Origin of the sequence: Streptomyces massasporeus, from assembly GCF_014648995.1 — a bacterium.
GTDB lineage: Bacteria > Actinomycetota > Actinomycetes > Streptomycetales > Streptomycetaceae > Streptomyces > Streptomyces massasporeus.
The window spans coordinates 276,941-303,905 of record NZ_BMSE01000006.1 but is presented as its reverse complement, the minus strand read 5'-3'; the positions used below and the strand labels follow the sequence as shown (position 1 = coordinate 303,905).

The window sequence follows — 26,965 nt, the reverse complement described above, 5'->3', positions numbered from 1 at the left end:
ATCGCGGCCAGGCAGCCGATCCTGGGGGTTCTCATGCCGCAGACAGGGCCTTTAAGCGCACTCACGGACGATCAGACCGGACGCGGGGGCCGTCCGGCAAACGGAACCGCTACGACCGTCGAGAACACGCCACAGACCACCGTGCCCCCAGAGGCGGCACCACCACGACCCACCACCGGAGAACCCACCCCGTCGGCCACCGCCACTGCCGAAGCCGCCCCGCCCGCCGAAGCCCCCAAGCGCCACTCCCACACCACCGTCACCAAGGAACTCGCCCATCGCACCACCGAGACGGACGTCTTCCCCGCCCGGTGGGTCCGAATCTCCGGCACCCGTTTCCGCTTCACCGCGCACTGGCCGGCCGCCCATCCCTTCTTCGGCCCCGTGGACGGCCGCCACCAGGACCCGATGGTCGTGGGCGAAACGTTGCGGCAGGCCTCCATGGTGCTGGCGCACGCCGAGTTCGGCGCCCCGGCCGACACGCACTTCGTCATGTGGGACCTGACGGTCCACGTCGACCCGTCCGCGCTCCTGCTGGCCGACGCCGCCGAGCCGGTCGAGTTCGACGTCGTGTGCTCCGAGGTGCGCCGCCGCGGCCGCGGGCTGCACAGCATGCGCACCACGATGGAGTTCCGCCGCGCGGGGCGGCTCGTCGCCCGCGGCACCGGCAGCACCGGCTGCACCTCCCCGCGTGCCTACCGCCGCCTGCGGGCGGGCAGGTTGAACGCCCCGGACACCCCGGTGCCACTGCTGCCCGGCATATCCCCGCAGACCGCGGGACGGACCCGCGCCGAGGACGTCGTCCTCGCCCCCGCGGACCGCCCCGGTGTCTGGCACCTGCGCGTCGACACCGGCCACCCGGTGCTCTTCCCACGGCCCAACGACCACGTCCCCGGCATGGTCCTGTTCGAGGCGGCCCGCCAGGCCGCGACCGCCGCGTCCGGCCTGCGCCCCTTCCTGCCGATCACGATGACGGCCGGCTTCACCCGGTACGCCGAGCTGCACAGCCCCTGCCGGATCGAGACCGAGATCCACGACGAGCGCCCCGGGGAGGTGACCGTACGGGTGTCGGGGCGGCAGGACGGTGAGCCGGTCTTCACCGCCGCCCTGACCGCCGCCCGGCCGGCGCGGGTACGGTCCCTGTCGTGACGGTCAAGATTCTGATCACGGGCGCGAGCGGCTTCGTCGGCAGTCGCGTCGCCGCCACGGCACAGCGTCAACCGGACGCCCACGTACGCCTGTTGTCCCGGCACGCACCGCACGGACCCGAGTACGTCCACGGCGACCTCTGCGCCCCGCCCTCCCTGCGCGGCGTCTGCGCCGACACCGACGTCCTGGTGCACTGCGCCGCGCGGATCGGCGGCGACGCCGAGACCGCCGAGGCGGTCAACGACCACGGCACCCGTGCCCTGGTCGAGGAGGCCGTGCGCGCCGGAGTGCGCCGGATCGTGTACGTGAGCACGGCCGCCGTCCACGGCCGGGGCCCCTTCCGCGGCGTGGGCCCCGGGGAGGTGCCGATCGCGCCCGCGTCGCCCACCAGCCGTACCCGGGCCGCCGCCGAACGGTACGTCCTCGACGCGGGCGGCCTGGTGCTGCGCCCGCACCTCGTGTACGGCGAGGGCGACCGCTGGGTGATACCCGGCCTGGTGTGGCTGATGAAGGAACTGTCGGCCACCACCCTGACCGGCTGCGAGGCGCTCCAGTCGATGATCGACGTCGATTCCCTGGGCCGTGCGGTGGTGGCCGCCGCGCTCTCCCCGGCGCCCGGCGGCGGCGTGCACCATGTCCATCATCCCGAGCCGGTGGCGGTCCCCGACCTGCTGGCTTCCGTGGGACGGGAGTTGGAGGAGCCCGGCGGCGGGGCACCCGTGGACGTCGCCACCGCCCTGGCCCGGGCCGCCGGGGCACCCCTCGCCCTGCATCACCTCGGCATCCTCACGGTCGACCACTGGTTCGTGGACGACGCGTTCTGGAAGGACTTCGACTGCTCGCCCGGCGAGGGGTTCGCGGCCGCGTTCCGCCGCGCGGCGCCCTGGTACCGCGCGTTCCTCCAGGGCCGGAGAGTCTCCTGACCTCCTAAGCCTCCGCCGCCTCGGCCTCCGCTTCCCCCGCCTCCGTCTCCGCTTCCCCCGCCTGCGTCTCCGTCTCCGTCTCAGTTTTCTCCGACGCCTCCGGGCGCGGGCCGCCGCCCGGATCCCGGCCGTGCAGCAGCACCGGCAGCTCCTCGTGGCCGGTGGAGATGATGGACCGCAGCCGCTTCGGCGGACGCGACGGATCGGCCAGGGCCAGCCGCGGGAAGCGCGCGAACAGCGACGTCAGGGCCACGGTGGCCTCGGCCATGGCCAGGGGCCGGCCCAGGCAGTGGTGCACGCCGTGGCCGAAGGACACGTGGTCGCGACTGGTGACACGTGTGACGTCGAAGCGTTCGGCGTCCGGCCCGTGCCGCTCGGGGTCGCGCCCGGCGCCCGCAAAGGAGACCACGAGCGGGTCGCCCTTCGGGATGGTCAGGCCCGGCTCGATCTCGATGTCCTCGACGGCGTAGCGCAGACCCGACATGGCGCCCGGCGCCTCGAAGCGCAGCGACTCCTCCAGGGCGTCCTCCCAGGTCACCCGCCCGGAGCGGACGAGGTCGAGCTGGTCGGGGTGGGCGAGCAGGCTGTGCACGGTGTTGTCGATGAGGTTGACGGTCGTCTCGAACCCGGCGGTGAGCAGCAGGATCAGGTTGTCCATCAACTCCTGTTCGCCGATGCTGCCTTCGTCGTGCGCGGCGATGAGCGCCGTCGTCAGGTCGTCGGCCGGGTGCTCGCGCTTGTACCGGAGGAACGCGGTCAGCGTGCCGTAGAGGTCGACGGCGTTGGCCTGGGCGTCCTCCAGTGAGATCGCCGTGTCGAAGAAGCGGCTGATGATGCGGTAGAGGGCCGCGCGCGGCCCGTCCTCGCCGGGCGGTACACCGAAGAGCTCGCACACCACCTCGTGCGGGACGGGCGCCGCGAACGCCGCCCGCAGATCGACGACTTCGCCCTCGGGGAGACGCTCCAGGGCGTCCAGTGCCTGGTCGACGATCTCCTGGACGCGCGGCAGCAGCGCGTCGACGCGGCGTTTGGTGAAGGCGGCGGCCATCGGCTTGCGCAGCCGGCTGTGGTCGGAGCCGTAGGCGGTGACCATGTTGCGCACCGAGACCCAGATGGCGAGCGGCCAGGTGCGGGAGATGTCCCCGTTGATCCAGGCCGGCCAGTGCTGGTAGGCGTCCTTGCTCGTCTCGGGGCCGGCCAGGAGCCGCTTGTTCAGCTCCAGGCCGGTGATCCACCACGCCCGTACACCGCCGGGGAGTTCGACCTCCACGGCCGGGCCCTGGGCACGGATCCGGGACATCTCGCCGTAGAGGTCCTGACCGGTCGGGTCGATCGACAGGAAGGGGCAGGCCTGCTGTGCCATGACTCATCGCTCCTTGGTCCGGAGGCTGGGGGACCATCGTGCGATCCGCAGGGCGAAAAAACTTGGCAACCGGTTTGTTTTGGCCATGGCTTCACCCATGGTCGGCCGGCCACGTGTGGCTACCGCACTGCGAGCCCCACCCGGCCCGCCTCCGCCTGAACGCCCGGCCCGGCCGGCCCACTTCCCGCCGATCCGCTCCCCGCAGGCCCGCTTCCCGCAGGTTCACTCCCCGCCGCTTCACTCCCCGCCGGATCCAGCGTCCCGGCCAGGCACGGCGCCGCCAGGCACGGCAGCAGCAGCTGCCACAGGTCGGTCAGCGAGGGCCGGGCGAGCCAGCCGTCGTCCTCGCGGGCCAGCACCTCGATGCCGGTCGTGGCGGCCAGGACGACGGCGCTGGTGCGCTGCGGCGTCACCCCGGCGGCGAGTTCACCCCCGCGCTCCGCATCTGCCAGCAGCCCCTGCACGCACTCCCACCATTCCCGGCGCAGGTCCCGCACCCGCCCGGCGATCTGCTCGGCGTTCAGCCGCAGCCCGGCCCGGACCACGACGTCGGCGCAGAGCAGCCGGGCGACGTGGTGGGTGACGTCCACCAGGCGTTGCAGGGCGCTGCCCTCACCGTCGCGGTGACCGGCCGCGGCCTCGCGCAGGGCTTGTTCGGCCGCGTACTCGACGGCCTCGGCGACGGCGGCCTTGTTGGCGAAGTGGAAGTGCAGCGCGCCGGAACTGACACCGGCTCCCGCGCTGATCTCCGCCAGGCTGGCCCGGACGAATCCGCGGGCCTCGAACTGTTCGGCCGCCGACCGGATCAGCGCGAGACGGGTCCGGACGGCCCGGTCCTGTTTGGTCACCCGTGGCTCCCCTGCAGGGCTCTGATGGCGACGCAATGAAACCAACTCGCTCGTTTTTATACAACGCGTCGACGACCCGACGGCCTTGGGCGCGTCCTCAAGCCCGCAGGTACGCCAGCACGGCCAGCACCCGGCGGTGGGTCGCGTCCGCCGGCGGCAGGTCCAGCTTGGTGAGGATGCCGGAGACGTGTTTGCCCACGGCCGCCTCGGAGACGACGAGTTCGCGGGCGATCGCGCTGTTGGACCTGCCCTCGGCGATCAGCGCCAGCACCTCACGCTCGCGCGGGGTGAGCCGCTCCAGCGGATCGCGGCGGCGGCGCAGCAACTGCCGTACGACCTCGGGGTCGACGACCGTGCCGCCGTCCGCCACCCTGCCGAGCGCCTCGACGAACTCCTCGACCTGGCCGACGCGGTCCTTGAGCAGATAGCCGACGCCCGTGCCGTCGCCGGAGTCCAGCAGCTCGGCGGCGTACCGGCGCTGCACGTACTGGCTGAGGACCAGCACGGGCAGCGTGGGCCGCTCCCCGCGCAGCCGCACGGCCGCGTGCAGCCCCTCGTCCTGGAAGCCGGGCGGCATGCGCACGTCCGTGACGACCACGTCCGGGTCGTGCTCCCCGACGGCCGCGACCAGGGCCTCGGCGTCCCCCACGGCCGCGACGACCTCGTGCCCGCAGCGCCCGAGCAGTGCGACCAGCCCGTCCCGCAGCAGGACGCTGTCCTCCGCCAGGACGACCCGCAGCGGCCGCTCAACTCGCAGGGTCACAAGGGATCTCCACACGCAGCAGGGTCGGTCCGCCGGGCGGACTGGACAGGGAGAGTCTGCCATCGAGCACCGACACCCGGTCCGCGAGTCCGGTCAGTCCGCTGCCCTGCCCGGCCCGTGCGCCACCGCACCCGTCGTCGCGTATCCGCAGCAGCAGCCGCCCGTCGCGGTGCCCGCCGCTCACCTCGGCGCGGCTCGCGCCGCTGTGCCGGCCCACGTTGGCGAGCGCCTCGCACACCACGAAGTACGCGGCGGCCTCGACCGCCGGGGAGAGCCGGCCGGGCAGCTCCAGGTCGACGTCCACGGGCACGGCCGAACGGTCCGCGGCGTCGGCGACGGCGGCTTCGAGGCCGTAGTCGGCGAGGACCTTGGGGTGGATGCCGTGGATGAGCTCGCGCAGTTCCGCGAGGGCCGTGCCCGCCTCCTGCTGCGCCTTGGCGAGCTGGTCGGCGAGCGGGCCGGGCGGGGCGTCGAGACGGGCCAGCCCGAGTGTCATCGTCAGGGCGACGAGCCGCTGCTGCGCCCCGTCGTGCAGATCGCGTTCGATACGCCGCCGCTCCGCCTCGAAGGCGTCCACCAACCGCACCCGCGATCGGGCCAGTTCGACCACCCTGGCTCCCAGGTCGGCCTCCCGCGGCGCGACCAGCAGCCGCGCCAGCCCGGCCCGGGCCCCGGCCAGCACACCCAGCAGGTAGACACCCAGGACGAGCAGGACCAGCCCGAGGACGGCCCACCCGACGGCAGCCGGCCAGGTCGAGACCAGCCACACCTTGAGGACCTTCGCGTCGCCGAGGACGGCCAGGAGCAGCGGAGTCGCCACCACGGAGAGCGGCCCCAGCAGGAAGACGGCGAACGCGAGGGCGTCGACCGGCCACAACAGCCCCGCGAACAGCAGGGCATGACCCAGCTCGCGCCAGGTGGCCCGCTCCCGCAGCCGCGTCGACAGCCAGGCCCGCAGCCCCGGCTCACCGGGCGACCGGTGCGGGTCCGACGCCGGCTCCGCGTCGACCAGCCGCAGCCGGAACCGCTCCAGTGCCGCCACCGGAATGCCCGCCAGGGCCGTCCCGAGCAGCACCGGAAGCCCCACCAGCGCGAGCGCGAGCACCCCGCCGGCCGTCGCCGAGAGCACGATTCCGACGAGCACGACGGCACCGGTGACCGCGCCGGTGAGCAGGTAACACGCCGACCGCCACGGCCACGCCGACAGCAGGTAGCCGGGGCGGGACAGGGCCTGCCACACGTTGCGAGGGTGCATGGGGATCACCGTAGAAGCCGCCCGGGGCCCCGGCCATGGGCGCAGACCGAGGCCGGGGGGTATGCCTGGCCCTACCCCAGGTCTAGGTCCCGCCGCACTGCGCCGGCCCGCCCCCGCCCGGTTTCGTTGGGGCGACACCGACCCAGGCGACACCGACACCGACACCGGGGGACCCCATGACACAGGACAGGCCCATGACACAGGACAGGCCCATGACACACGACGCCGTCCAGTTGGACTCGGTCACCAGGACCTACGGACGCGTGAGGGCACTCGACGAGGTATCGCTCGCGTTCCCCACCGGGACCTTCACCGCCGTCATGGGCCCCTCCGGCTCCGGCAAGTCGACCCTGCTCCAGTGCGCGGCCGGTCTGGACCGGCCCACCTCCGGGTCGGTCACCGTGGGCGGCACCGAACTGACCGGGCTCGGCGAGCGGCGGCTGACCCTGCTGCGGCGCGAGCGCGTCGGGTTCGTCTTCCAGGCGTTCAACCTGCTGCCCTCGCTGACCGCCGAGCAGAACGTGGCGCTGCCCCTGCGCCTGGCTGGCCGCCGCGTCCCCTCCGCCCGGGTGCGCGAGGCGCTCGGGCAGGTCGGTCTCGCCGACCGGGCCCGGCACAGACCGTCCGAGCTCTCCGGCGGTCAGCAGCAACGCGTCGCCCTGGCCCGTGCGTTGATCACCCGGCCCGACGTGCTGTTCGGCGACGAACCGACCGGCGCCCTGGACACCCGGACCGGCCGCGAGGTGCTCGGGCTGCTGCGCGGCATGGTCGACCGTGAGGGCCAGACGGTCGTCATGGTCACGCACGACCCGGTGGCCGCGGCGTACGCCGACCGTGTGGTCTTCCTCGTCGACGGCCGTGTGAGCGGGGAGCTGACCGGCGCCGGCGCCGACACCATCGCCACGCGCATGACCCGTCTGGAGGCTGTGCCGTGCTGAGCGTCACCCTGCGCACGCTGCGCATCCGCTGGGCCGGCTTCACCGGCAGCTTCGTGGCGCTCTCTCTCGGCGTGGCACTGCTCACCGTGATGGGCCTGGCCCTGGCCTCGACGGCCGACGCCCCGGAGCGCGGCCCCGAACGCTTCGCCGCCGCGCCGGTCGTGGTCAAGGGCCAGGACACCCTGCGCGTACCGACCCCGGTCGGCGCCCGCGAGTCCCCGTTCGCCCACCCGCGCCCCGTACCGGCCGCGACCGTCGCCCGGCTGCGGACGCTGGGCCCGGTCGTCGAGGACCGCTCGTTCCCCGTCCGGGCGGCAGGCGGCCCCGCGGACCTGGTCGGGCACCCCTGGTCCACCGCCGCGTTCGCCCCCTACGAGCTCGCCACCGGCCGGGCACCCCGCGCGTCCGGCGAGGTCGTCGTCACCGGCGACTGGGCGCGCCCGGGCCGGAAGGTGCGCACCGACAAAGGCTCGGTGCACGTCGTCGGCACGCTCACCGCACGCGGCTTCGAGAACGCCGTGTTCTTCACCGACGCCCACGCGGCCCGACTGGCCCCCTCCGTCGCCCAGTTCGTCGTGCGGGCCGACCCGGCGTCCGTGCGGGAGGCGGTGGGCGGCGGCGTCCAGGTGCTCACCGGCGACGCCCGCCGCCTCGCCGACGCCGACCCCGGCCGGGACGGTGAGGTGCTCACCGCGATGAACGCCCTGTTCGGCACCGCCGGCGGCGTCACCGCCTTCGTGTCGGTCTTCGTCGTGGCGTCGACCTTCGCCTTCGCGGTCGCCCAGCGCCGCCGGGAGTTCGCCCTGCTGCGCACCGCCGGGGCGACCCCGGCCCAGATTCGCCGGAGCGTCCTCGCCGAGGCCCTCGCCGTCGGCACCCTCGCCTCGGCCGCCGGCTGCGTGCTCGGCTCCCACGGGGCGCCGTTGCTGGCCGCCCGCGTGGCCGACGAGGGTCTCGCCCCGGTCTGGTTCACCATCGGCGAGCACACCTGGCCGTACCACGCGGCCTTCTGGACGGGCCTGCTCGTCGCCCTGTGCGGAGCGACCGCGGCCTCCTGGCGGGCCGGCCGCACCGCCCCCACCGAGGCCCTGCGCGAGGCGGCGGCCGACAAGGGGCCCCTGACCCGGGGACGCCTGCTCTGCGGCGTGGCCCTCCTGCTCGCCGCCGCCGTGACCCTGGCCCTGTCCCTCACCGCGGACCCGTCCGACCTGCTCCACCGCAAGACGTACATCATCCGCCCGATGCTGCTGATCACCGCGACGGCCCTGCTCGCGCCCCTCGTGCTGCGGCCCCTGACCCGCCTGCTGAGCTGCTTCCCGTCGGCCGTCGGCATGCTGGTCCGTGAGAACACGGCCACCGGAGTACGCCGCACCGCCGCACTCGCGGCCCCCGTCCTCGTCACGGTCGCGCTCGCCGGTTCACTCCTCGGCGCCACGGCGACCCTGAACGACGCGAAGACCACCGAGACGAGCGACCGCACCACCGCCGCCTTCGTCGTCACCCCGGCCGCCGGAACGGCCTTCGACACCGCCGCCCTGCACCGGCTGGGCGCGGTACCGGGCGCGCGGATCTCACCGACGTCGTCGACGGCCGTGCACCTCCTGGAGGACGGCGTGGCCCTGATCCGCTCCGAGGCCCGCGCCGCGACCCCCGGCGCCCTGGCCGCCACCACCCACCTGCCACTCACCGCCGGCAGGCTGGGCGACCTCGACGACGACTCGATCGTCGTCAACGAGGAGTGGCACCGGCACCGGGTGGGCGACCGGGTCCGGGTGTGGCTCGGCGACGGGACACCGCGCACCCTCCGCATCGCCGCGGTGATGCCCACCGGCACCGGCGGCAACGGCGTCTACGTCACCCCGCGCAACGCCCCCGGAGCCGGAGTCGACCGCGTGGACGTGGCCCTCGAGAAGGGCACGGACCCGGGCCCCGTCGCCACCGCCCTGCGCAGGGCGATCGGCCCGGGAGGCGGCGAGGTCCTCACCCGGGACGCATGGATCCGGGCCACGCACCCCGAAACCAACCGCACCACCCGGCTCGGCCTCCTCCTGGTCCTCGGCATCGCCCTGCTCTACACGGGCATCTCCGTGGCCAACACCACGGTCATGGCGGCCGCCGACCGGCTCCGCGACCTGGCCGTGCTGCGGCTGGCCGGAGCCACCCGGTGGCAGGTGCTGCGGCTGACCGCGGCCGAGGCCCTGACGGCCGTCGCGGCCGGAGCGCTCCTCGGCCTGCTGGTCACCGGCGTCAACCTGGCCGGGATGTGGGGAGCCCTCGCTCTGCTGTCGGTCCGGCCCACCCTCACCCTCCCGTGGCAGGCCCTCGGCACGACGGCGCTCGCCTGCGCGCTCCTGGCCGTGGTCTGCGCGACGGCACCCGCCGCCCTCACCCTGCGCCGCCGCCCGGCGGACCTCGCCGGGATCCGCGCATAGCCCTCCGGACCGGGTCGATCTCATCATGAGACCAGCCGGGACAAGCCGCCTACAGTGGGGCCATGAGACGGACCTCGTTCGGCAACTGGCCCTGCTCGATCGCCCGCACCGCCGACATCCTGGGCGACGCCTGGACCCTGCTGGTCCTGCGCGAGGTCTTCTACGGCGAATCCCGCTTCGACGGCTTCATCGGCACGCTCGGCATCGCCCGCAACACCCTCACCGACCGGCTGCGGCGCCTGGAGGCCGAGGGCCTGCTGCGGCGGCACGTCTACCAGCGGGACCCCGTCCGCCACGAGTACCTGCCCACGGACAAGGGCCGCGACTTCTTCGGTGTGCTCGCCGCGATCAACGCCTGGGGCGACCGCTGGCTGGCCGGCGAGGAGGGCGCCCCGGTGGTCCTGCGCCACACGCCCTGCGACCACGACACCGAGGCCCGGGTCGTCTGCTCCGCCTGCGGCGAGCCCCTGCAGCAGCGGGACATGACCGCCCGGACCGGACCGGGCTACCCGGCCCGCCTGCTCGACGACCCGGTCGTACGGGAACGCTTCGCCCCGGGGCGGACGCTCGGCGACGGCCCGCCCGACCAGGCCTGAGAGCTTCCTCACACGGCGGGAATCCAGGCCGGGCCCGAGAGAAGCGCCACATCCATCAACACGAAGAACGGGCGGCATCTGATCGATGCCGCCCGTTCCGACGGTGCGCGAGGGGGGAGTTGAACCCCCACGCCCTTGCGGGCACTGGAACCTGAATCCAGCGCGTCTGCCTATTCCGCCACCCGCGCATTGGGTGTGTCCTGGGTGCCTGCCCCTTGGGGCGTGGCGCCTTCCGACACCCAGAACATTAGCACGCTGGAAGGGGTGGGTTCACATCCCTTATCCCCGCAGGCAGACCCCCCACCGAACCTTCGATGCCCATGCCACGTATCAACCCGTAGCGGTTCACGTATCAACCTCGTACCGGTACCCGCCGTCTCCGCAGGAGGGGGTCGGGGTCCACAGTCAGGTGCGGGACACTGGTCTTCAGCCGCCTCTACGATCCTTGCAGGCATACCGGAGGCGGTTACGCGCAGCAGTACCACCGGAGGAGTTCGAAGAGGAGCTCCACAGGGAACGTCGTCATGCGTCGACACCCGTCGGCGGGGCTGACAGGGGGAACCAGCCGATCGAGCGGCGCGTGGATACGATCAGTAAGCAGTACCAGCAGTACCCGGCAAGCGGCCCGCAGGGCAGTACACAGGACGGCAGCCAAGGAGGAGGTGCCCCATGGGAGTCCTGAAGAAGTTCGAGCAACGTCTCGAAGGTCTGGTCAACGGCACCTTCGCCAAGGTGTTCAAGTCCGAGGTCCAGCCCGTGGAGATCGCGGGAGCGCTCCAGCGCGAGTGCGACAACAACGCCACCATCTGGAACCGCGACCGGACGGTCGTGCCCAACGACTTCATCGTCGAGCTGAGCACTCCTGACTTCGAGCGGCTCAGCCCCTACTCCGGCCAGCTCGGCGACGAGCTCGCCGGCATGGTGCGCGACTACGCCAAGCAGCAGCGCTACACCTTCATGGGCCCGATCAAGGTGCACCTGGAGAAGGCGGACGACCTCGACACCGGCCTGTACCGGGTGCGCAGCCGCACGCTCGCCTCCTCCAGCAGCCAGCAGGGCGGCCCCGGAGGCGGCGGCGCCGCACCCGCCGCCCCGCAGGGCGGACGCCCCGGTGGTTACGGCTACCCGCCGTCCGCGGCGCCCTCCGGCGCCCCGCCCATGCCGTCCGCGCCGCCGCCCGGCGGCCGTCCCGGCGGCTACGGCTACCCGCCCGCCGCCAGCGGCCAGCGGCCCCCGGCCGCCCCGGCCGCCGGCGGACGCACCCGCCACTGGATCGAGATCAACGGCACCCGCCACCAGATCTCCCGCTCGACCCTGGTGATGGGCCGCAGCACCGACGCCGACGTGCGGATCGACGACCCCGGCGTCTCCCGCCGGCACTGCGAGATCCGGACCGGAACGCCCTCGACGATCCAGGATCTCGGATCCACCAACGGCATCGTGGTGGACGGGCAGCACACCACCCGCGCTACGCTCCGCGACGGCTCGCGGATCGTCGTGGGCAGCACCACCATCATTTACCGGCAAGCCGAAGGGTGAAGCGGGGGCAATGTCAGAGCTGACCCTCACGGTCATGCGGCTGGGTTTCCTGGCCGTACTGTGGCTGTTCGTGATCGTGGCCGTGCAGGTCATCCGCAGCGACCTGTTCGGTACGCGTGTCACGCAGCGCGGTTCGCGCCGCGAGGCAGGCAGGCAGCAGCAGGCCGCCGCCGCCCGCCAGGCGCCGCCGCAGCAGCGCCAGCAGCCCGCCGGAGGCCGGCGCGGCCGTAACGCCCCCACCAAGCTGGTCGTGACCGAGGGCACCCTCACCGGCACCACGGTCGCGCTCCAGGGCCAGACCATCACCCTGGGCCGGGCGCACGACTCGACGATCGTGCTGGACGACGACTACGCCTCCAGCCGCCATGCCAGGATCTACCCGGACCGCGACGGCCAGTGGATCGTCGAGGACCTCGGCTCCACCAACGGCACGTACCTGGACCGGTCCCGGCTGACGACTCCCACACCGATTGCGCTGGGCGCGCCGATCCGCATCGGCAAGACCGTCATCGAGCTGCGGAAGTAGTGCTACATCATGGATAGGCGCGAGCGGAGCGAGCACGCAGTGGCGGGCCCCACCCCGGCCCCCCGCGCGCTCCCGACCGGAGGGTGGGCAGTGTGGCTCGACACGACCGGCTGTACCCGGAGCCGACAGGCGAGGTGCGCATGAGTCTGTCACTGCGCTTCGCGGCCGGATCGCACAAGGGCATGATCCGGGAGGGCAACGAGGACTCCGGTTACGCCGGCCCGCGCCTGCTCGCCATCGCCGACGGCATGGGCGGCGCGGCGGCCGGTGAGGTCGCCTCCTCCGAGGCCATCTCCACCATCGTCGCCCTCGACGACGACGTCCCCGGCTCCGACGTCCTCACCTCGCTCGGCACGGCGGTACAGCGCGCCAACGACCAGCTGCGCTCGATGGTCGAGGACGACCCCCAGCTGGAGGGCATGGGCACCACCCTGACCGCCCTGCTGTGGACGGGCCAGCGCCTCGGCCTGGTGCACGTCGGCGACTCGCGCGCGTACCTGCTCCGCGACGGCGTCCTCACGCAGATCACCCAGGACCACACCTGGGTGCAGCGCCTGGTCGACGAGGGCCGGATCACCGAGGAGGAGGCGACCACGCACCCGCAGCGCTCGCTGCTGATGCGCGCCCTCGGATCCGGCGACCACGTCGAGCCGGACCTGTCCATCCGCGAGGTCCGCGCCGGCGACCGCTACCTGATCTGCTCCGACGGCCTGTCCGGCGTGGTGTCCCACCAGACCCTTGAGGACACCCTCGCCAGCTACCAGGGCCCCCAGGAGACCGTCCAGAACCTCATCGAGCTGGCGCTGCGCGGCGGCGGCCCGGACAACATCACGGTCATCATCGCCGACGTCCTCGACCTCGACACCGGCGACACCCTCGCGGGGCAGCTGTCCGACACCCCCGTCGTGGTCGGCGCCGTCGCCGAGAACCAGCACCAGCTGCACGACAACGGCATCATGCAGACCCCCGCCGGCCGCGCCTCCGGGCTCGGCCGCCAGGGGCACGGCCGGGGCGGCGGGGGCGGCGAGTTCGGCCCGCCCGGATCCGGCGACACCACCGGCTACATCCCGGCGGCCGGCTTCGACTACGGCGACGACGACTTCACCAAGCCCCGCAAGAAGGGCCGGTGGCTGAAGAGATCCCTCTACGGCGCCCTCGCGCTGGCCGTCATCGGCGGCGGCCTGTACTGCGGATACCGCTGGACGCAGACCCAGTACTACGTCGGCACCGAGGAGCAGCACGTCGCGCTGTACCGGGGCATCAGCCAGGACCTGGCCTGGGTCTCGCTCTCGAAGGTCCAGAAGGACCACCCCGAGATCGAACTCAAGTACCTGCCGCCCTACCAGCAGAAGCTGGTCGAGGCGACGATCCCCGAGGGCGGACTGAAGGACGCCCAGGCGAAGATCCAGGAACTGTCGGTGCAGGCCTCCGCGTGCAAGAAGGAGGCGCAGCGGCGCGACGCCGAGAGCAAGAACAACTCCAAGACCGGCGAAGGCGAGGCCGGGGGCACCACGGGAACCACTCCCGCCTCCTTCACGTCCAAGGCCACACCGACGCCGAACCCGTCCAGCCCGTCGGGTTCACCGTCGGCCCCGGAGAAGTCCACGCCCCCGACCACGACCGCACCCACTCCCAGCCCCGGCCCCAGCCTCTCGGAGGAAGAGCAGAAGGTCGTCTCGCTGTGCGGTAAGCAGTAGCCGTGAGAGGCCCTGTCACACGATGAGCGGTACGAATACGTCGCACTCGCCGACGAACCACACGTCCACGATCGGCGCCATCGGCGCGCCGAGCCGGCGCAACACCGAGCTCGCGCTGCTGGTGTTCGCCGTCGTCATCCCGGTGTTCGCCTACGCCAACGTCGGCCTGGCGCTCCACGACTCGGTGCCGCCGGGCCTGCTGAGCTACGGGCTCGGGCTCGGCCTGCTCGCGGGCGTCGGGCATCTCGTCGTCCGGAAGTTCGCGCCGTACGCCGACCCCCTGATGCTGCCGCTGGCCACCCTGCTGAACGGGCTCGGACTGGTAGCCATCTGGCGCCTGGACCAGTCCGAACTGCTCCAGTCCATCCAACAGGCCGGCACCGCGGCACCCCGCCAGTTGCTGTACACCGCGTTGGGCATGGCTCTGTTCGTAGCCGTGATGATCTTCCTCAAAGACCACCGCACCCTGCAGCGCTACACCTACATCTCCATGGCCGGCGCTCTGTTCCTGCTGCTGCTCCCGCTGGTGCCGGGTCTCGGCAAGAACATCTACGGCGCCAAAATCTGGATCCAGGTCGGCTCCTTCTCCATCCAGCCCGGCGAATTCGCCAAGATCGTCCTCGCGATCTTCTTCGCCGGCTACCTGATGGTGAAGCGCGACGCGCTCGCACTGGCCAGCCGCCGGTTCATGGGCCTTTACCTACCCCGAGGCCGCGACCTCGGCCCCATCCTGGTCGTCTGGATGGTGTCGATCCTCATCCTGGTCTTCGAGACCGACCTCGGCACCTCGCTGCTGTTCTTCGGCATGTTCGTGATCATGCTGTACGTCGCCACCGAGCGGACCAGCTGGATCGTCTTCGGTCTGATGATGTCCGCCGTCGGCGCCGTCGGCGTGGCCAGCTTCGAGCCTCATATCCAGCAGCGCGTCGACGCCTGGCTCGACCCGATGCGTGAGTTCACACTCTCCCGCGCCAACCAGCCCGGTCACTCCGAGCAGGCCATGCAGGCGCTGTGGTCTTTCGGCTCCGGCGGCACGCTCGGCACGGGCTGGGGCCAAGGCCACTCCGAACTCATCCGCTTCGCCGCGAACTCCGACTTCATCCTCGCCACCTTCGGCGAGGAACTCGGTCTCGCCGGCCTCATGGCCCTACTCATGCTCTACGCCTTGATCGTGGAACGCGGGGTGCGCACCGCCCTCGCAGCCCGCGACCCGTTCGGCAAACTGCTCGCCATCGGCCTGTCAGGCGCCTTCGCCCTCCAGGTCTTCGTCGTCGCCGGCGGCGTCATGGGCCTCATCCCGCTCACGGGTATGACGATGCCCTTCCTTGCCTACGGAGGCTCCTCGGTCATCGCCAACTGGGCTCTGATCGGCATCCTCCTTCGCATCAGCGACACCGCCCGCAGACCAGCACCCGCCGCTCCCGCCAACCCAGACGCCGAGATGACCCAGGTGGTCCGACCGTGAACAAGCCACTGCGCCGAATCGCGATCTTCTGCGGCCTCCTCATCCTCACTCTGCTCATCCGCGACAACTGGATCCAGTACGTCCAGGCCGAAGAGCTTCGGACCGACAAGAACAACCGCCGCGTCATCATCGCGCGCTACGCCTCCCCTCGCGGCGACATCATCGTCAACGGGAAGCCGATCACCGGTTCCGCCGAGACCTCGGGCAGCGACTTCAAGTTCAAGCGCACCTACAAGGACGGCCCCATGTGGGCGCCGGTCACCGGCTACGCCTCGCAGGCCTTCGGCGCCAGCCAGATCGAGAACCTCGAGGACGGCATCCTCACCGGCAACGACGACCGGCTGTTCTTCCGCAACACGCTCGACATGCTCACGGGCAAGAAGCAGCAGGGCGGCAACGTCGTCACGACGCTGAACGCCGCCGCGCAGAAGGCGGCGTACAACGGCCTGAAGCGGCAGGGGGGCAAGGGCTCCGTCGTCGCCCTGGATCCGTCCACGGGCAAGATCCTCGCGCTCGCCTCCTACCCGTCCTACGACCCCTCCTCCTTCGCGGGCAACTCCACGTCGAAGGACGGCGGGGCCTGGAACAAGCTGCAGAAGAAGAACAACCCGGACGACCCGATGCTCAACCGGGCGCTGCGCGAGACCTACCCGCCCGGCTCCACCTTCAAGGTGGTCACCGCGGCCGCGGCGCTGGAGGACGGTCTGTACACGTCCGCCGACGCCAAAACGGACTCGCCGGACCCGTGGATCATGAAGGGCACCACCACCAAACTGCCCAACGAGGGCAACATCCCCTGCGAGAACGCGACACTGCGGGTGGCCCTCCAGTACTCCTGCAACACCGTCTTCGGCAAGATCGGCTCGGACCTCGGCAACGACAAGATGCTGGACATGGCCAAGAAGTTCGGCTTCGACGAGGAGCAGTTCACGCCGGTCCGCGCCAATGCCTCGGTCTTCTCCGACAAGATGAACCCCTCGCAGACCGCGCTGTCGTCCATCGGCCAGTTCAACACCGCCGCGACCCCGCTGCAGATGGCCATGGTCGCCTCGGCCGTCGCCAACGACGGCAAGCTGATGAAGCCCTACATGGTGGACGAGCTCCAGTCGCCCGGTGTCGACCCGATCGAGAAGACCGACCCCGAGGAGCTGAGCCAGCCGCTGTCGGCGGAGAACGCCCAGATCCTCCAGTCGATGATGGAGACGGTCGTCGACAAGGGCACCGGCTCCAACGCCAAGATCGACGGCGTCAAGGTGGGCGGCAAGACCGGTACCGCCCAGCACGGCGTCGACAACAGCGAGAACCCCTACGCGTGGTTCATCTCCTACGCCAAGGACGAGGACGGCAGCTCCCCGGTCGCCGTCGCGGTCGTCGTCGAGGACGACAACGCCGTCCGTGACGACATCTCCGGTGGCGGCCTCGCGGCCCCGATCGCGCGGAACGTGATGGAGGCGGTCATCAAAAGCAAGAAGTGACCCCGCTCACGCCTGCTTCACATCGGTGCACGTTGCGATACCGGTCCTGTATCGGCTGACGGGCTTGGCCAGGTCACACAAAGCGAGCCGGGTACGGTAGGCCCGGACGGCAGCCTCCGACCGTACAAGCGTGCCGGTCGGGACCGACGGAGAGGGCTGGTAGGTAGCTATGGAAGAGCCGCGTCGCCTCGGCGGCCGGTACGAACTGGGCCAGGTGCTCGGGCGTGGTGGCATGGCGGAGGTCTACCTCGCGCATGACACCCGCCTCGGCCGCACCGTGGCGGTGAAGACGCTGCGCGCGGATCTCGCGCGTGACCCTTCCTTCCAGGCCCGGTTCCGCCGGGAGGCCCAGTCGGCCGCCTCGCTCAACCATCCCGCGATCGTCGCGGTCTACGACACGGGCGAGGACTACATCGACAACGTGTCGATCCCGTACATCGTCATGGAGTACGTGGACGGCTCGACGCTGCGTGAACTGCTGCACTCCGGCCGCAAGCTCCTGCCGGAGCGTGCCATGGAGATGACCATCGGCATCCTCCAGGCCCTGGAGTACTCCCACCGCGCCGGCATCGTCCACCGCGACATCAAGCCGGCGAACGTCATGCTGACGCGCAACGGCCAGGTCAAGGTCATGGACTTCGGCATCGCCCGCGCCATGGGCGACTCCGGCATGACGATGACACAGACCTCCGCGGTCATCGGCACCGCCCAGTACCTCTCACCGGAGCAGGCCAAGGGCGAGCAGGTCGACGCCCGGTCCGACCTGTACTCGACCGGCTGTCTGCTCTACGAGCTGCTGACCGTCCGTCCGCCGTTCGTCGGCGACTCCCCGGTGGCCGTGGCCTACCAGCACGTCCGCGAGGAACCGCAGTCCCCGAGCGTCTTCGACCCCGAGATCACGCCCGAGATGGACGCGATCGTGCTGAAGGCGCTCGTCAAGGACCCGGACTACCGCTACCAGTCGGCCGACGAGATGCGCGCCGACATCGAGGCCTGCCTGGACGGCCAGCCGGTCGCAGCGACGGCCGCGATGGGCGCGGTGGGCTACGGCGGCTACCCCGACGACCAGCCGACCACGGCCCTGCGCGCCGACTCCGGCGCCGGCGCCACGTCCATGCTGCCCCCGATGAACCCGGACGACGGCGGCTACGGCTACGACGACCGCCCCGACCGACGCCGCGGGCAGCAGCGCAAGTCCAACACCTCCACGATCCTGCTGGTGGTGGCCGGCATCCTGGTCCTGGTCGGCGCGATCCTGATCGGCCGGTGGGCGTTCAGCGGCGACGGAGGCGTGGGCAACAACTCGCTCGAAGCGCCCAACTTCGTCGGCGAGACGAAGAGGAGCGCCCAGCAGCTGGCCAAGAATTCCGACCTGGAACTGACCTTCTCCAGCAAGCCCTGTGAAGACCAGATCAAGGGCAAGATCTGCTCCCAGGACCCCAAGGCCGGGGTGCAGGTCAACAAGGGCGACACCATCTCCCTGGTCGTGTCGACCGGGGCGCCGAAGGTGACGGTCCCCAGCGTGACCGGCCTGAGCCTCGACGAGGCGAAGGAGAAGCTGGAGGGCGACCGGTACCAGTTCGACGTCCAGACGGAGACTCGGGAGTCACCGGAGGACCCGGGCACCGTGCTGGAGCAGGACCCGAGCACGGGCGACGAAGTCGAGAAGGGCTCCACGATCACCCTGACCATCGCCAAGGCGACGGAGAAGTCCACCGTCCCGGACGTGCTCGGCCAGAGTTGTGACCAGGCCAAGGCGCAGATGACGGCCAACAACCTGGTCGGCAACTGCACCGAGGTGGAGACCGACGACGACAGCCAGGTCGGCAAGGTCATCCAGACCACACCGCAGGCGGGCACGTCGGCCGAGAAGAACTCGTCGGTCAACATCCAGATCGGCAAGAAGAAGCAGCAGCAGAAGGTCAAGGTCCCGCAGGTCGTCGGCCAGACGGTCGGCCAGGCCAAGCAGATCCTCGCGCAGCAGGGCTTCACCAACATCCAGTTCGCGGGCGGCAGCGACCAGAGCGACAACGCCCTCGTGGCCGGCCAGAACCCGGGCCCGAACCAGGAGGTCGACGACCCGGCGGCCACGACGATCACCCTCCAGACCGTCGGCGTCGGAGGCAACAACAACGGCGGCAACGGCAACGGCGGCATCTTCGGCGGCCTCAACGGCAGCGAGGACGACTGACCCCGCCCACCACACCGTCACACCACAGAGCCCCCGGCCCCCAGAGGCCGGGGGCTCTGATTTTCACGACCGAGGACATCCCCGAAAAGGCGTGCGTCCATCGATCGTGTCTTCATATGTCCCGACTCGTTCACCGGGTGGGGTGGGGCATCGGAACCCCGCCCCGGCCACACGAGCCGAAGGGCAGAACGTGATCAACGAAACGGCCTTGCTGGAATCACCGACCCTGCGCGGCAGCGTGCTCGCCCGCACGGACGTACTCGACAGGGTCAAAACACTGTCGCTGCTGCCGGACGAGATGCATGTGACGACCGCGATGGTGGCGTCGTACTTCTCCGTGACGGTGGAAGTCATCCGTGCTCTTGTGCACGACCACCGTGCGGAACTCGAAGCGAGCGGATACCGAGTTCTGACCGGGACGGAACTGAGTGACTTCAAGCAACTCAGTGGAATCCAGTCACGCACCCGCTCCCTCGCCCTCTTCCCCCGACGCGCCGTCCTCAACATCGCCATGCTGCTCCGAGACAGCGAAGTCGCACGTCAGGTGCGTGTGTACCTCCTCGACACGGAGTACCGGGCACGCACACAGCCTGTGGAAAACCCCACCCCGATGGACGCCGCCTCCCTCGACGCCCGCATCGACCAGCGCATCACCCACGTCCTAGGGACGACCGTCGTCCCCCTGTTCAACGCGCTGATCGAAACGTCGGGCGAGCACCGGCGAGAGCTCATCGCCCTACGGGCAGGCGTCCAGCGCATCGAGAAGCGGCTCCGACAGCACCACACCCGGCTACAGCGGCTGGAAAGCCCCAAGGAGAACCGCCCCCTCGCCGGCGTCATGGCCGCCATGGACGCCATGAACGGGCGCGAGTTCGAAGAACACGTCGCCGAGCTGCTCCGCCGCGACGGCTGCACCGACGTCGTCGTGCAAGGCGGCGGAAGGGACCGGGGCATCGACATCACCGCGCTCACAGCCGACGGGCGGCGCATCGTCGTCCAATGCAAGAGGTTCGCGCCCCACCTCTCCATCACCAGCCCCGAGATCCAGAAGTTCCTCGGGGCGGCCAAGGTGCTGCACGACTCCGAGGTGGCCCTGTTCGTGGCGACCTGCCCCTTCACCCGCGACGCCCTCAACATCGCAGCCGAGAGCGGCATCACCGCCGTACATCGCGGGCTGCTGGAGGAATGGAGTGCCGGGGCGGCCCTGACCGTCCTGGAATGACGGCCCGGCCGTGACAAAGGCCCGAAGCCGCAAGAGAAAGTTGCGGCTTCGGGCCTCCGTCATGCTACCGGCCGGTCTCCCCCAAGGAGCACAGTCAGCCCAGTTCCTTCGGCGGTGTCCGCTCGCTGTCCACCTTCTCCACCCGCTCCAGCTCGCCCCACACGACGTACCGGTACGTGCTCGTGTACACCGGCGTGCAGGTCGTCAGGGTGATGTAGTGGCCCGGCTTCTTCCTGCCGGACTCCTTCGGGACCTGGGAGAGGACCTTGACGTTGAACTTCGACGTCTCGGGGAGGATGTCGTAGACCTTGTAGACGAACCACTTGTCCTTCGTCTCGAAGACGATGGGGTCGCCCTTCTTGATCTTGTCGATGTTGTGGAACTTGGCCCCGTGGCCGTCGCGGTGGGCGGCGAGGGAGAAGTTGCCGTCCTTGCCCGACATCGGCAGGGTCGCCTTGACCGGGTCGGTGTAGTAGCCGGCGACACCGTCGTTGAGGATCTTGTTCGACGTGCCCTTCTCGACCAGGACCTCGCCGTTCCTCATCGCGGGAACGTGCAGGAAGCCGATGCCGTTCTTGGTGTCCAGCGCGCCGGGGCCGCCCCGGCCGTGCGCCCAGTCCTCACGGACCTTGTCGGCCTGCTTGCCGGCCGCACGGTCGGCGACCACGTTCGTCCACCACAACGAGTAGACGACGAACAGGCCGAGGACCAGTCCCGCGGTGATGAGGAGTTCCCCGAAGAAGCTGACCGCCATGGCGATCGGGCCGGGCCTGCGACGTGCCGCAGGCGGCCGGGACGCCCCGCCGGTGTGCTTCTCGTGGTCGGTGTCGGTGGTCGCTGCCACTGGTTCATCTGCCCTTAACTGACGAGCGCATCCGGCTTGCCCTTGCTGCGCGGCCGTTCCTCGACCATCTTGCCCCAGACGATCATCCGGTACTTGCTGGTGAACTCCGGCGTGCACGTGGTCAGCGTGATGTAGCGGCCGGGCTTGGTGAATCCGGAGCCCGTGGGCACCGGATTCAGAACGCTCGTGTTGCTCGGCGACGTCACCGGCAGGATCGACGCCATCTTGTAGACGAAATACTCGTCCTGCGTCTCCACGACGATCGGGTCGCCCGGAGCGAGCTTGTTGATGTACCGGAACGGCTCTCCGTGGGTGTTGCGGTGACCCGCGAGCCCGAAGTTCCCGCTCTTGTCGCCGGGCATCGCCGTCTTCAGCGCGCCCTCGGCGTAGTGGCCGACCATGCCCCGGTCGAGCACGCCCTTGCTGCTGGTGCCCTCGGCGATCGGGACGACCACGTCCAGCTTCGGAATGTGCAGGATGGCGAAACCCTGCCCCGGTTCGAACGCCCCGGGGTTGCGCTTGCCGCTCGCCCAGTCGTTCTGGAGGCTGCTGGCCTCCTGGCCGGCCTGGGCGTGCGCCCGGACGTTCGTCCACCACAGCTGGTAGGTGACGAACAGCAGCATCAGCACGCCAGTGGTGATGAACACCTCTCCTATCGCCCGGCTCGCGACGACCGCCGCGCCGGGCTTGCGCGCCCGCGCCTGCCGCCGCGCCTCGACCCGCGACAGCGGCGCCCGCGACGGGCTGCCCGTGCCGGTGCCACGGCCGGCGTGGGCGGCATGGGAGCCCGACGGGGTGTCCGACGCGCCGCCATGGCGTCCGTGACGACGCTTGGCGGCCTTCCTGCGGGCCGCGCGCCCACCGTGGGCGGGCCCGTCCTGCCGCGAGGCGGAAGAGCCCGCAGAGCCCGTTGTGGAGCCGCCGGTCTCCGGCGGTGGATCCGGGATCCGCAGCGCCACCGTCTCCTCGTCGGCGGGCGGCAGATACGTCTCCTCCGGGACGGGTTCGTACGACGCGTACGGCTGCTGCGGCTGCGACTGCGGGGACACACCGTACGTCTCCCCGCCCGACCACTCCTCGAACGCACCCCGCGCCCCGTACGACTGCTGCCCGTACGAGGTGTCGGACTCGCGCTCGGGGCGCAGGGCGGTCACGCCGAGGCCCTGCCCACCACCGGGGCGAGCCCGGCCGACCTCGCCACGGCACCCTGGTCGCCGCACTCCACCAGCCAGTTGGCCAGCATCCGGTGCCCGTGCTCGGTCAGCACCGACTCGGGGTGGAACTGCACACCCTCGACCGGAAGTTCGCGGTGCCTCAGGCCCATCACGATGCCGTCGTGCGTGCGGGCCGTGACCTCCAGCTCCGCCGGGACCGTGGCGGGCTCGGCGGCCAGCGAGTGGTAGCGCGTCGCCGTGAAGGGGGAGGGCAGACCGGCGAAGACTCCGCCGCCGCCGTGCTCGACCAGTGAGGTCTTGCCGTGCAGCAGCTCGGGCGCCCGGTCCACCACACCGCCGTACGCCACCTGCATCGACTGCATGCCGAGGCAGACGCCGAAGACCGGGACCCCCGTGCCGGCGCAGTGCCGGACCATGTCGACGCAGACACCGGCCTGCTCGGGCGTGCCGGGCCCCGGGGAGAGCAGGACCCCGTCGAAGCCGTCCTGGGCGTGCGCCGTCGACACCTCGTCATTGCGCAGGACCTCGCACTCGGCCCCGAGCTGGTAGAGGTACTGGACCAGGTTGAAGACGAAGCTGTCGTAGTTGTCGACGACGAGAATGCGCGCGCTCACTGGTTGTCCACCGTCACATCGTTGAAGGGCAGCAGCGGTTCCGCCCACGGGAAGACGTACTGGAAGAGGACGTAGACCACGGCCACGACCAGGACGAGTGAGATCACTGCCTTCACCCACGTGTTCCCCGGCAGATGCCGCCAGATCCAGCCGTACATGCCGTCCCTTCCGTCGTACCACGGCACCAGACCCACGCCGTACAGCCACCAGACTAACGGCGCAGCGCCTCCGGTTTCCCTGCCTCCACGGGCTGGGTGGAGTCCAGGTGCGCCCAGACGATCAGACGGTGACTGTGTCCCCACTCCGGTTCGCACGTGGTCAGCGTCAGATACCGGCCCGGACGCGTATACCCGGATGTACGTGGGACAGGGTCGATCACCTCGATGTCCGAGGGCACTGTTTTGTACGGTCCTTTGTCGATCCGATACGTGAACCAGGTCGTGCCGTCGGTCAGCACCACCGCGTCACCCCGCCTGAGCTCGGGGAAGTCCTTGAACGGGTCCCCGTACGTGCGGCGGTGGCCGGCGACCGCGAAGTTCCCCCTCTGCCCGAGCTGGGCCGTCTCGGCGTAGTGGCCGAGGCCCTTCTTCAGGGTGCCGGTGGCGGTGCCTTCGAGCACCGGCTTGTTCCACGTGAAACCAAGCCGCGGGATGTACATGATCCCGAAAGGCCTGCCCTTGGCGTAGGGCGCGGGTTTCGCCGGGCCCACAGGGGAGCCGGCAGCCGGCGGACGGGGCTTGGACCACTCCTTCCGGAGCAGGTCGATCTGGTCGTCCATGACGCCGTCGGCCCGCACGCCGGTCCAGAAGAGCACGTAGACGACGAACAGCACGATCAGGCTGCCGACGGTGATGCACAGTTCGCTGACGGTCCTGACGATCACGCGCACCGGCAGCTCCCCCGGTCCGGCTACTGCTCCACGGGCTTCGCGTAATGCAGATCCACTGTGCCCGAGTAGCCGGGCAGAGTCACCGGGCCGTTCTCCTCGACTTTCCAGCCGAGCCCGTAGACGTTGACGTAGACCATGTAGTTCTGGATCGCCGGGGAGGCCGCGAGCGCCTTCTGCAGCTTGCCCGGGTCACCGACCGCCGTGATCTTGTACGGCGGTGAGTAGACGCGGCCCTGGAGGATCAGGGTGTTGCCCACGCAGCGCACGGCACTGGTGGAGATCAGCCGCTGGTCCATGACCTTGATCCCCTTGGCCCCGCCCTGCCACATCGCGTTCACCACGGCCTGGAGGTCCTGCTGGTGGATGACCAGGTAGTCGGGCTGCGGCTCGGGGTAGCCGGGGAGCTTGGCGGTGGCGTCCGGCGGGGCGTCGTTCAGAGTGACCGTGAGCGAGTCGCCCTTGAGCTTCTGCGTCCCCGCGCGCTTCTCCAGGGCCGTGAGCTTGTCGTCCTCCGCCTTGGTGCTGCCGTCGTCGCGCTCGGCGAGGGCCTCTATGTCCTGGCGCAGGGTGCCGTTGGTCTCGTCCAGCTCGCCATTCTCCCGGCTGCGCTCGTGGATGAGGTCGGACAGCTTCAGCAGCGAGCTGTCCGTGCGGATGTTGGTGCCCTTGGCGGTATCGAAGCTGGTGAAGAAGATGAGCCCCGCGAGAGCGAACACTGCCGCCGTGAGGATGCGCACGGGCCGAAAACGGCGCACGCGCTCAGGGGTGGATCCCGTCCCGGGGGAGTCGGCAGAATTGCTCAACGTACCCTTATCTCCTTCGGCGCGGCGGAAGCACTACGCTAACGGACGCCCGGGGGAGCAAATCGGAGTCCCCTCACGCTGCCCCGAGACCGACCCAGTTACCTGCGCGGCCACGCAGCGCATCGACAGGAGAGACCCTCGTGCCGAAGTCACGTATCCGCAAGAAGGCCGATTACACGCCGCCGCCTGCCAAGCAGACGACCGCCATCAAGCTGAGCAACCGTGCCTGGGTCGCGCCGGTCATGCTGGCCATGTTCCTCATCGGCCTGGCCTGGATCGTCGTCTTCTACGTCACCGACGGATCGCTGCCCATCGACTCTCTGGGCAACTGGAACATCGTGGTGGGCTTCGGCTTCATCGCCGCCGGGTTCGGTGTCTCGACCCAGTGGAAGTAGCGGCCACGACCCGGTGAACGCAGCTCTGCCCAGGGTTGTTCGCTGAGTTATCCACAGCGGTTTTCCACATGGGGATAATGAAGACGATCTGTGGATAACCCGCTGGACGTTGACGCCGGTATGACGGAAGTACCGGTCTTCGAAAACTTGTTCGCCCCCTGTCCGACCTGCGGAAACTCAGGTCAGTGACAGGGGGCACATGTGTTCCCGCACCGTATGCACAAGATCCGACACCCGCTGTGGACAACGCCTGGTCAGGCGAGCTGCGCCGTCCTCAGAACGGTCATGAGCACGACCACACCCAGGACCAGGGCGCAGGCGCCGTACTGAACCAGTGCGCGGCGCTCCCGCGGGGCGTGGACCATGGCGTATCCGACGACGACACCGGCGACCAGGCCGCCGATGTGGGCCTGCCAGGAGATGTTGAACCCCGGGCTGAAGGTGAAGATCAGGTTGATCACCAGCAGCGCGATGATCGGCCGCATGTCGTAGTTGAGCCGGCGCATCAACACGGCCGTGGCACCGAACAGGCCGAAGATCGCGCCGGAGGCGCCCAGGGTGGCCGTGCTCGGGGACGCCAGCAGGTAGGCGAGTGCGCTGCCCGCGAGGCCGGAGATGAAGTAGAGCGCGAGATAGCGGACGCGCCCGAGGGCCGCTTCCAGCGGGCCGCCGAGCCACCACAGGCTGAGCATGTTGAACGCGATGTGCCAGGGCTCCTGGTGCGTGAACATCGACGTCACCATGCGGTACCACTCGCCTCCCGCCACGCCCTGGGTGGGCGTGAAGGGCGCGGGCGGCCAGGCGCCGAGCAGGACGATGTCGGTCAGGAGTGACTCGTGGACCTGGACGGCGATGAACACGGCCAGGTTGATCCCGATGAGGATCTTGGTCAGCAGCCGGGGGTCGGCTGCGATGGAGCCGCCCGCGATCGTCCGGGGCATGGCGGCCGTGGACGAGTGGCCCGTGCCGGAACCGGTGCGGACGCACTCGGGGCAATGGAAGCCGACGGAGGCGTTGACCATGCACTCGGGGCAGATCGGGCGTTCGCAGCGCGTGCAGCGGATGCCCGTTTCACGATCTGGGTGGCGGTAGCACATGGGGACGCTGTGGGCGTCCTGCGGGCTGCCCGCAGCCTGGTCGTCCATGGTCTCCCCTAGGTCGTGTGAGAAAAGCCCGCCCCGCCCATCCTTACGGATGAGCGGGGCGATTGGTTCCCTGCGGGAGCCGTCGCACTCAGCGGGTCTCGATGACGACCGACTCGATGACCACGTCGTTCAGCGGCCGGTCGGTGCGCGGGTTCGTCTGGGTCGTGGCGATGGTGTCCACGACCTTCTGGCTGGCCGCGTCGGTGACCTCGCCGAAGATGGTGTGCTTGCGGTTCAGCCACGCCGTCGGGGAGACGGTGACGAAGAACTGGGAGCCGTTGGTGCCCGGTCCGGCGTTGGCCATCGCCAGCAGGTAGGGCTTGTCGAAGCGCAGGTCAGGGTGGAACTCGTCCTCGAACTGGTAGCCGGGACCGCCGGTGCCGTTGCCCAGCGGGTCACCGCCCTGGATCATGAAGCCACTGATCACCCGGTGGAAGACCGTGCCGTCGTAGAGCTTGTCCGTGGACTTCTCGCCCGTCTCCGGGTGGGTCCACTCCCGCTCGCCCTGGGCGAGCTCGACGAAGTTCTTGACCGTCTTGGGCGCGTGGTTCGGCAGAAGCCGGACTTCGATGTCGCCGTGATTGGTCTTCAGGGTGGCGTAGAGCTGCTCAGCCACGATCTGCCTTCCGTTGTCTTTCCGTGACCCCCTGATCCTCGCACGGACCGGCCCTCGCGTCGTCCGGCCTCGGTGCGGCGGGGGGAAACCCTCGGCGGGTGT

25 protein-coding genes and 1 tRNA gene are annotated in these 26,965 nt (G+C 70.4%); 13 read left to right on the top strand and 13 right to left on the bottom strand.

Going from position 1 to position 26,965, the window contains the following annotated elements; translation table 11 throughout:
- Window positions 1-141: 141 nt before the first annotated feature.
- Together IE153_RS17140 and IE153_RS17135 are read left to right on the top strand one after the other, a co-directional pair.
- On the top strand, window positions 142-1,149 hold the full coding sequence (locus tag IE153_RS17140; protein ID WP_229829021.1) for a ScbA/BarX family gamma-butyrolactone biosynthesis protein: 1,008 nt from the start codon (window positions 142-144) through the stop codon (window positions 1,147-1,149).
- The gene (locus tag IE153_RS17135; RefSeq protein ID WP_189590533.1) at window positions 1,146-2,072 is read left to right on the top strand and encodes an NAD-dependent epimerase/dehydratase family protein; all 927 of its coding nucleotides are present in this window, start codon (window positions 1,146-1,148) and stop codon (window positions 2,070-2,072) included. The genes IE153_RS17140 and IE153_RS17135 overlap by 4 nt, the downstream gene beginning before the upstream one ends.
- A gap of 4 nt (window positions 2,073-2,076) precedes the next feature.
- Here IE153_RS17135 and IE153_RS17130 read toward each other — a convergent pair whose 3' ends face one another.
- The 4 genes from IE153_RS17130 to IE153_RS17115 all read right to left on the bottom strand — a co-directional run bounded on the left by IE153_RS17130 (window position 2,077) and on the right by IE153_RS17115 (window position 6,301).
- The gene (locus IE153_RS17130) at window positions 2,077-3,435 is read right to left on the bottom strand and encodes a cytochrome P450 family protein (protein WP_229829020.1); all 1,359 of its coding nucleotides are present in this window, start codon (window positions 3,433-3,435) and stop codon (window positions 2,077-2,079) included.
- Between the two features lie 119 nt (window positions 3,436-3,554).
- The gene (locus tag IE153_RS17125) at window positions 3,555-4,283 is read right to left on the bottom strand and encodes a ScbR family autoregulator-binding transcription factor (RefSeq protein WP_189590532.1); all 729 of its coding nucleotides are present in this window, start codon (window positions 4,281-4,283) and stop codon (window positions 3,555-3,557) included.
- Between the two features lie 97 nt (window positions 4,284-4,380).
- Complete coding sequence (locus IE153_RS17120; protein ID WP_189590597.1) at window positions 4,381-5,040, bottom strand: response regulator transcription factor; 660 nt, start codon at window positions 5,038-5,040, stop codon at window positions 4,381-4,383.
- Entirely contained in the window at window positions 5,030-6,301 is a 1,272-nt protein-coding gene (locus IE153_RS17115) for a sensor histidine kinase (RefSeq protein WP_189590531.1), read from the bottom strand. Before IE153_RS17115 ends, IE153_RS17120 begins: the two co-directional genes overlap by 11 nt.
- 212 nt (window positions 6,302-6,513) lie before the next feature.
- Between IE153_RS17115 and IE153_RS17110 the strand changes: the two genes are divergently transcribed.
- The 3 genes from IE153_RS17110 (at window position 6,514) to IE153_RS17100 (ending at window position 10,267) form a co-directional block, all read left to right on the top strand.
- Window positions 6,514-7,239, top strand: a complete 726-nt coding sequence (locus tag IE153_RS17110) for an ABC transporter ATP-binding protein (RefSeq protein ID WP_189590530.1) — start codon at window positions 6,514-6,516, stop codon at window positions 7,237-7,239.
- The gene (locus IE153_RS17105) at window positions 7,233-9,671 is read left to right on the top strand and encodes an ABC transporter permease (protein WP_189590529.1); all 2,439 of its coding nucleotides are present in this window, start codon (window positions 7,233-7,235) and stop codon (window positions 9,669-9,671) included. The genes IE153_RS17110 and IE153_RS17105 overlap by 7 nt, the downstream gene beginning before the upstream one ends.
- Window positions 9,672-9,733: 62 nt before the next feature.
- A complete protein-coding gene (locus IE153_RS17100; protein WP_189590528.1) occupies window positions 9,734-10,267 on the top strand; it encodes a winged helix-turn-helix transcriptional regulator in 534 nt (177 codons plus the stop codon).
- 104 nt (window positions 10,268-10,371) lie between these two features.
- Here IE153_RS17100 and IE153_RS17095 read toward each other — a convergent pair.
- Window positions 10,372-10,455: transfer RNA gene (locus IE153_RS17095), tRNA-Leu, on the bottom strand.
- 481 nt (window positions 10,456-10,936) lie between these two features.
- Here IE153_RS17095 and IE153_RS17090 point away from each other — a divergent pair.
- The 7 genes from IE153_RS17090 (at window position 10,937) to IE153_RS17060 (ending at window position 20,382) form a co-directional block, all read left to right on the top strand.
- A complete protein-coding gene (locus IE153_RS17090) occupies window positions 10,937-11,806 on the top strand; it encodes an FHA domain-containing protein (RefSeq protein ID WP_189590527.1) in 870 nt (289 codons plus the stop codon).
- Window positions 11,807-11,816: 10 nt separating this feature from the next.
- On the top strand, window positions 11,817-12,332 hold the full coding sequence (locus tag IE153_RS17085; RefSeq protein WP_142161889.1) for an FHA domain-containing protein FhaB/FipA: 516 nt from the start codon (window positions 11,817-11,819) through the stop codon (window positions 12,330-12,332).
- A 140-nt stretch (window positions 12,333-12,472) separates the two neighbouring features.
- Entirely contained in the window at window positions 12,473-14,029 is a 1,557-nt protein-coding gene (locus IE153_RS17080) for a Stp1/IreP family PP2C-type Ser/Thr phosphatase (protein WP_189590526.1), read from the top strand.
- Window positions 14,030-14,051: 22 nt separating this feature from the next.
- On the top strand, window positions 14,052-15,494 hold the full coding sequence (locus IE153_RS17075) for an FtsW/RodA/SpoVE family cell cycle protein (RefSeq protein WP_189590525.1): 1,443 nt from the start codon (window positions 14,052-14,054) through the stop codon (window positions 15,492-15,494).
- Complete coding sequence (locus IE153_RS17070) at window positions 15,491-16,969, top strand: peptidoglycan D,D-transpeptidase FtsI family protein (RefSeq protein ID WP_189590524.1); 1,479 nt, start codon at window positions 15,491-15,493, stop codon at window positions 16,967-16,969. Before IE153_RS17075 ends, IE153_RS17070 begins: the two co-directional genes overlap by 4 nt.
- 169 nt (window positions 16,970-17,138) lie before the next feature.
- Complete coding sequence (gene pknB / locus IE153_RS17065) at window positions 17,139-19,160, top strand: Stk1 family PASTA domain-containing Ser/Thr kinase (RefSeq protein ID WP_189590523.1); 2,022 nt, start codon at window positions 17,139-17,141, stop codon at window positions 19,158-19,160.
- Between the two features lie 190 nt (window positions 19,161-19,350).
- Window positions 19,351-20,382: a restriction endonuclease gene (locus IE153_RS17060; RefSeq protein ID WP_189590522.1), complete on the top strand. Its 1,032-nt coding sequence runs from the start codon at window positions 19,351-19,353 to the stop codon at window positions 20,380-20,382.
- Window positions 20,383-20,476: 94 nt separating this feature from the next.
- Here IE153_RS17060 and IE153_RS17055 read toward each other — a convergent pair whose 3' ends face one another.
- From IE153_RS17055 to IE153_RS17030, 6 genes are read right to left on the bottom strand one after another with little or no spacing between them, the layout of a single operon-like run.
- Window positions 20,477-21,226, bottom strand: a complete 750-nt coding sequence (locus IE153_RS17055) for a class E sortase (RefSeq protein WP_189590521.1) — start codon at window positions 21,224-21,226, stop codon at window positions 20,477-20,479.
- Between the two features lie 14 nt (window positions 21,227-21,240).
- Window positions 21,241-22,380: a class E sortase gene (locus IE153_RS17050; RefSeq protein ID WP_189590520.1), complete on the bottom strand. Its 1,140-nt coding sequence runs from the start codon at window positions 22,378-22,380 to the stop codon at window positions 21,241-21,243.
- Window positions 22,377-23,015 carry an aminodeoxychorismate/anthranilate synthase component II gene (locus IE153_RS17045; protein ID WP_031105357.1) on the bottom strand — a complete coding sequence of 213 codons (639 nt, stop codon included), beginning with the start codon at window positions 23,013-23,015 and terminating at the stop codon, window positions 22,377-22,379. The genes IE153_RS17050 and IE153_RS17045 overlap by 4 nt, the downstream gene beginning before the upstream one ends.
- Window positions 23,012-23,209: a hypothetical protein gene (locus tag IE153_RS17040; protein WP_033309918.1), complete on the bottom strand. Its 198-nt coding sequence runs from the start codon at window positions 23,207-23,209 to the stop codon at window positions 23,012-23,014. Before IE153_RS17040 ends, IE153_RS17045 begins: the two co-directional genes overlap by 4 nt.
- A 17-nt stretch (window positions 23,210-23,226) precedes the next feature.
- The gene (locus IE153_RS17035; protein WP_189590519.1) at window positions 23,227-23,904 is read right to left on the bottom strand and encodes a class E sortase; all 678 of its coding nucleotides are present in this window, start codon (window positions 23,902-23,904) and stop codon (window positions 23,227-23,229) included.
- Between the two features lie 20 nt (window positions 23,905-23,924).
- Window positions 23,925-24,707: a DUF881 domain-containing protein gene (locus tag IE153_RS17030; protein WP_189590518.1), complete on the bottom strand. Its 783-nt coding sequence runs from the start codon at window positions 24,705-24,707 to the stop codon at window positions 23,925-23,927.
- Between the two features lie 140 nt (window positions 24,708-24,847).
- On the opposite strand from IE153_RS17030, the gene crgA reads away from it, so the two are divergent.
- Entirely contained in the window at window positions 24,848-25,102 is a 255-nt protein-coding gene (gene crgA, locus IE153_RS17025; protein WP_030846986.1) for a cell division protein CrgA, read from the top strand.
- A gap of 254 nt (window positions 25,103-25,356) precedes the next feature.
- Here the strand turns inward: crgA and IE153_RS17020 are convergent, their stop codons facing one another.
- Both IE153_RS17020 and IE153_RS17015 read right to left on the bottom strand, forming a co-directional pair.
- A complete protein-coding gene (locus IE153_RS17020; protein WP_189590517.1) occupies window positions 25,357-26,247 on the bottom strand; it encodes a rhomboid family intramembrane serine protease in 891 nt (296 codons plus the stop codon).
- Between the two features lie 88 nt (window positions 26,248-26,335).
- Window positions 26,336-26,863: a peptidylprolyl isomerase gene (locus tag IE153_RS17015; protein WP_097217938.1), complete on the bottom strand. Its 528-nt coding sequence runs from the start codon at window positions 26,861-26,863 to the stop codon at window positions 26,336-26,338.
- Window positions 26,864-26,965: the final 102 nt, after the last annotated feature.

Excerpts from the sequence above, each read along its gene's own strand:
- IE153_RS17020 (WP_189590517.1), bottom strand. The coding sequence starts at position 26,247 with ATGGACGACCAGGCTGCGGGCAGCCCGCAGGACGCCCACAGCGTCCCC.
- IE153_RS17090 (WP_189590527.1), top strand. The coding sequence starts at position 10,937 with ATGGGAGTCCTGAAGAAGTTCGAGCAACGTCTCGAAGGTCTGGTCAAC.
- IE153_RS17110 (WP_189590530.1), top strand. The coding sequence starts at position 6,514 with ATGACACACGACGCCGTCCAGTTGGACTCGGTCACCAGGACCTACGGA.
- IE153_RS17085 (WP_142161889.1), top strand. The coding sequence starts at position 11,817 with ATGTCAGAGCTGACCCTCACGGTCATGCGGCTGGGTTTCCTGGCCGTA.
- IE153_RS17130 (WP_229829020.1), bottom strand. The coding sequence starts at position 3,435 with ATGGCACAGCAGGCCTGCCCCTTCCTGTCGATCGACCCGACCGGTCAG.
- IE153_RS17080 (WP_189590526.1), top strand. The coding sequence starts at position 12,473 with ATGAGTCTGTCACTGCGCTTCGCGGCCGGATCGCACAAGGGCATGATC.
- IE153_RS17100 (WP_189590528.1), top strand. The coding sequence starts at position 9,734 with ATGAGACGGACCTCGTTCGGCAACTGGCCCTGCTCGATCGCCCGCACC.
- IE153_RS17075 (WP_189590525.1), top strand. The coding sequence starts at position 14,052 with ATGAGCGGTACGAATACGTCGCACTCGCCGACGAACCACACGTCCACG.
- IE153_RS17115 (WP_189590531.1), bottom strand. The coding sequence starts at position 6,301 with ATGCACCCTCGCAACGTGTGGCAGGCCCTGTCCCGCCCCGGCTACCTG.
- pknB (WP_189590523.1), top strand. The coding sequence starts at position 17,139 with ATGGAAGAGCCGCGTCGCCTCGGCGGCCGGTACGAACTGGGCCAGGTG.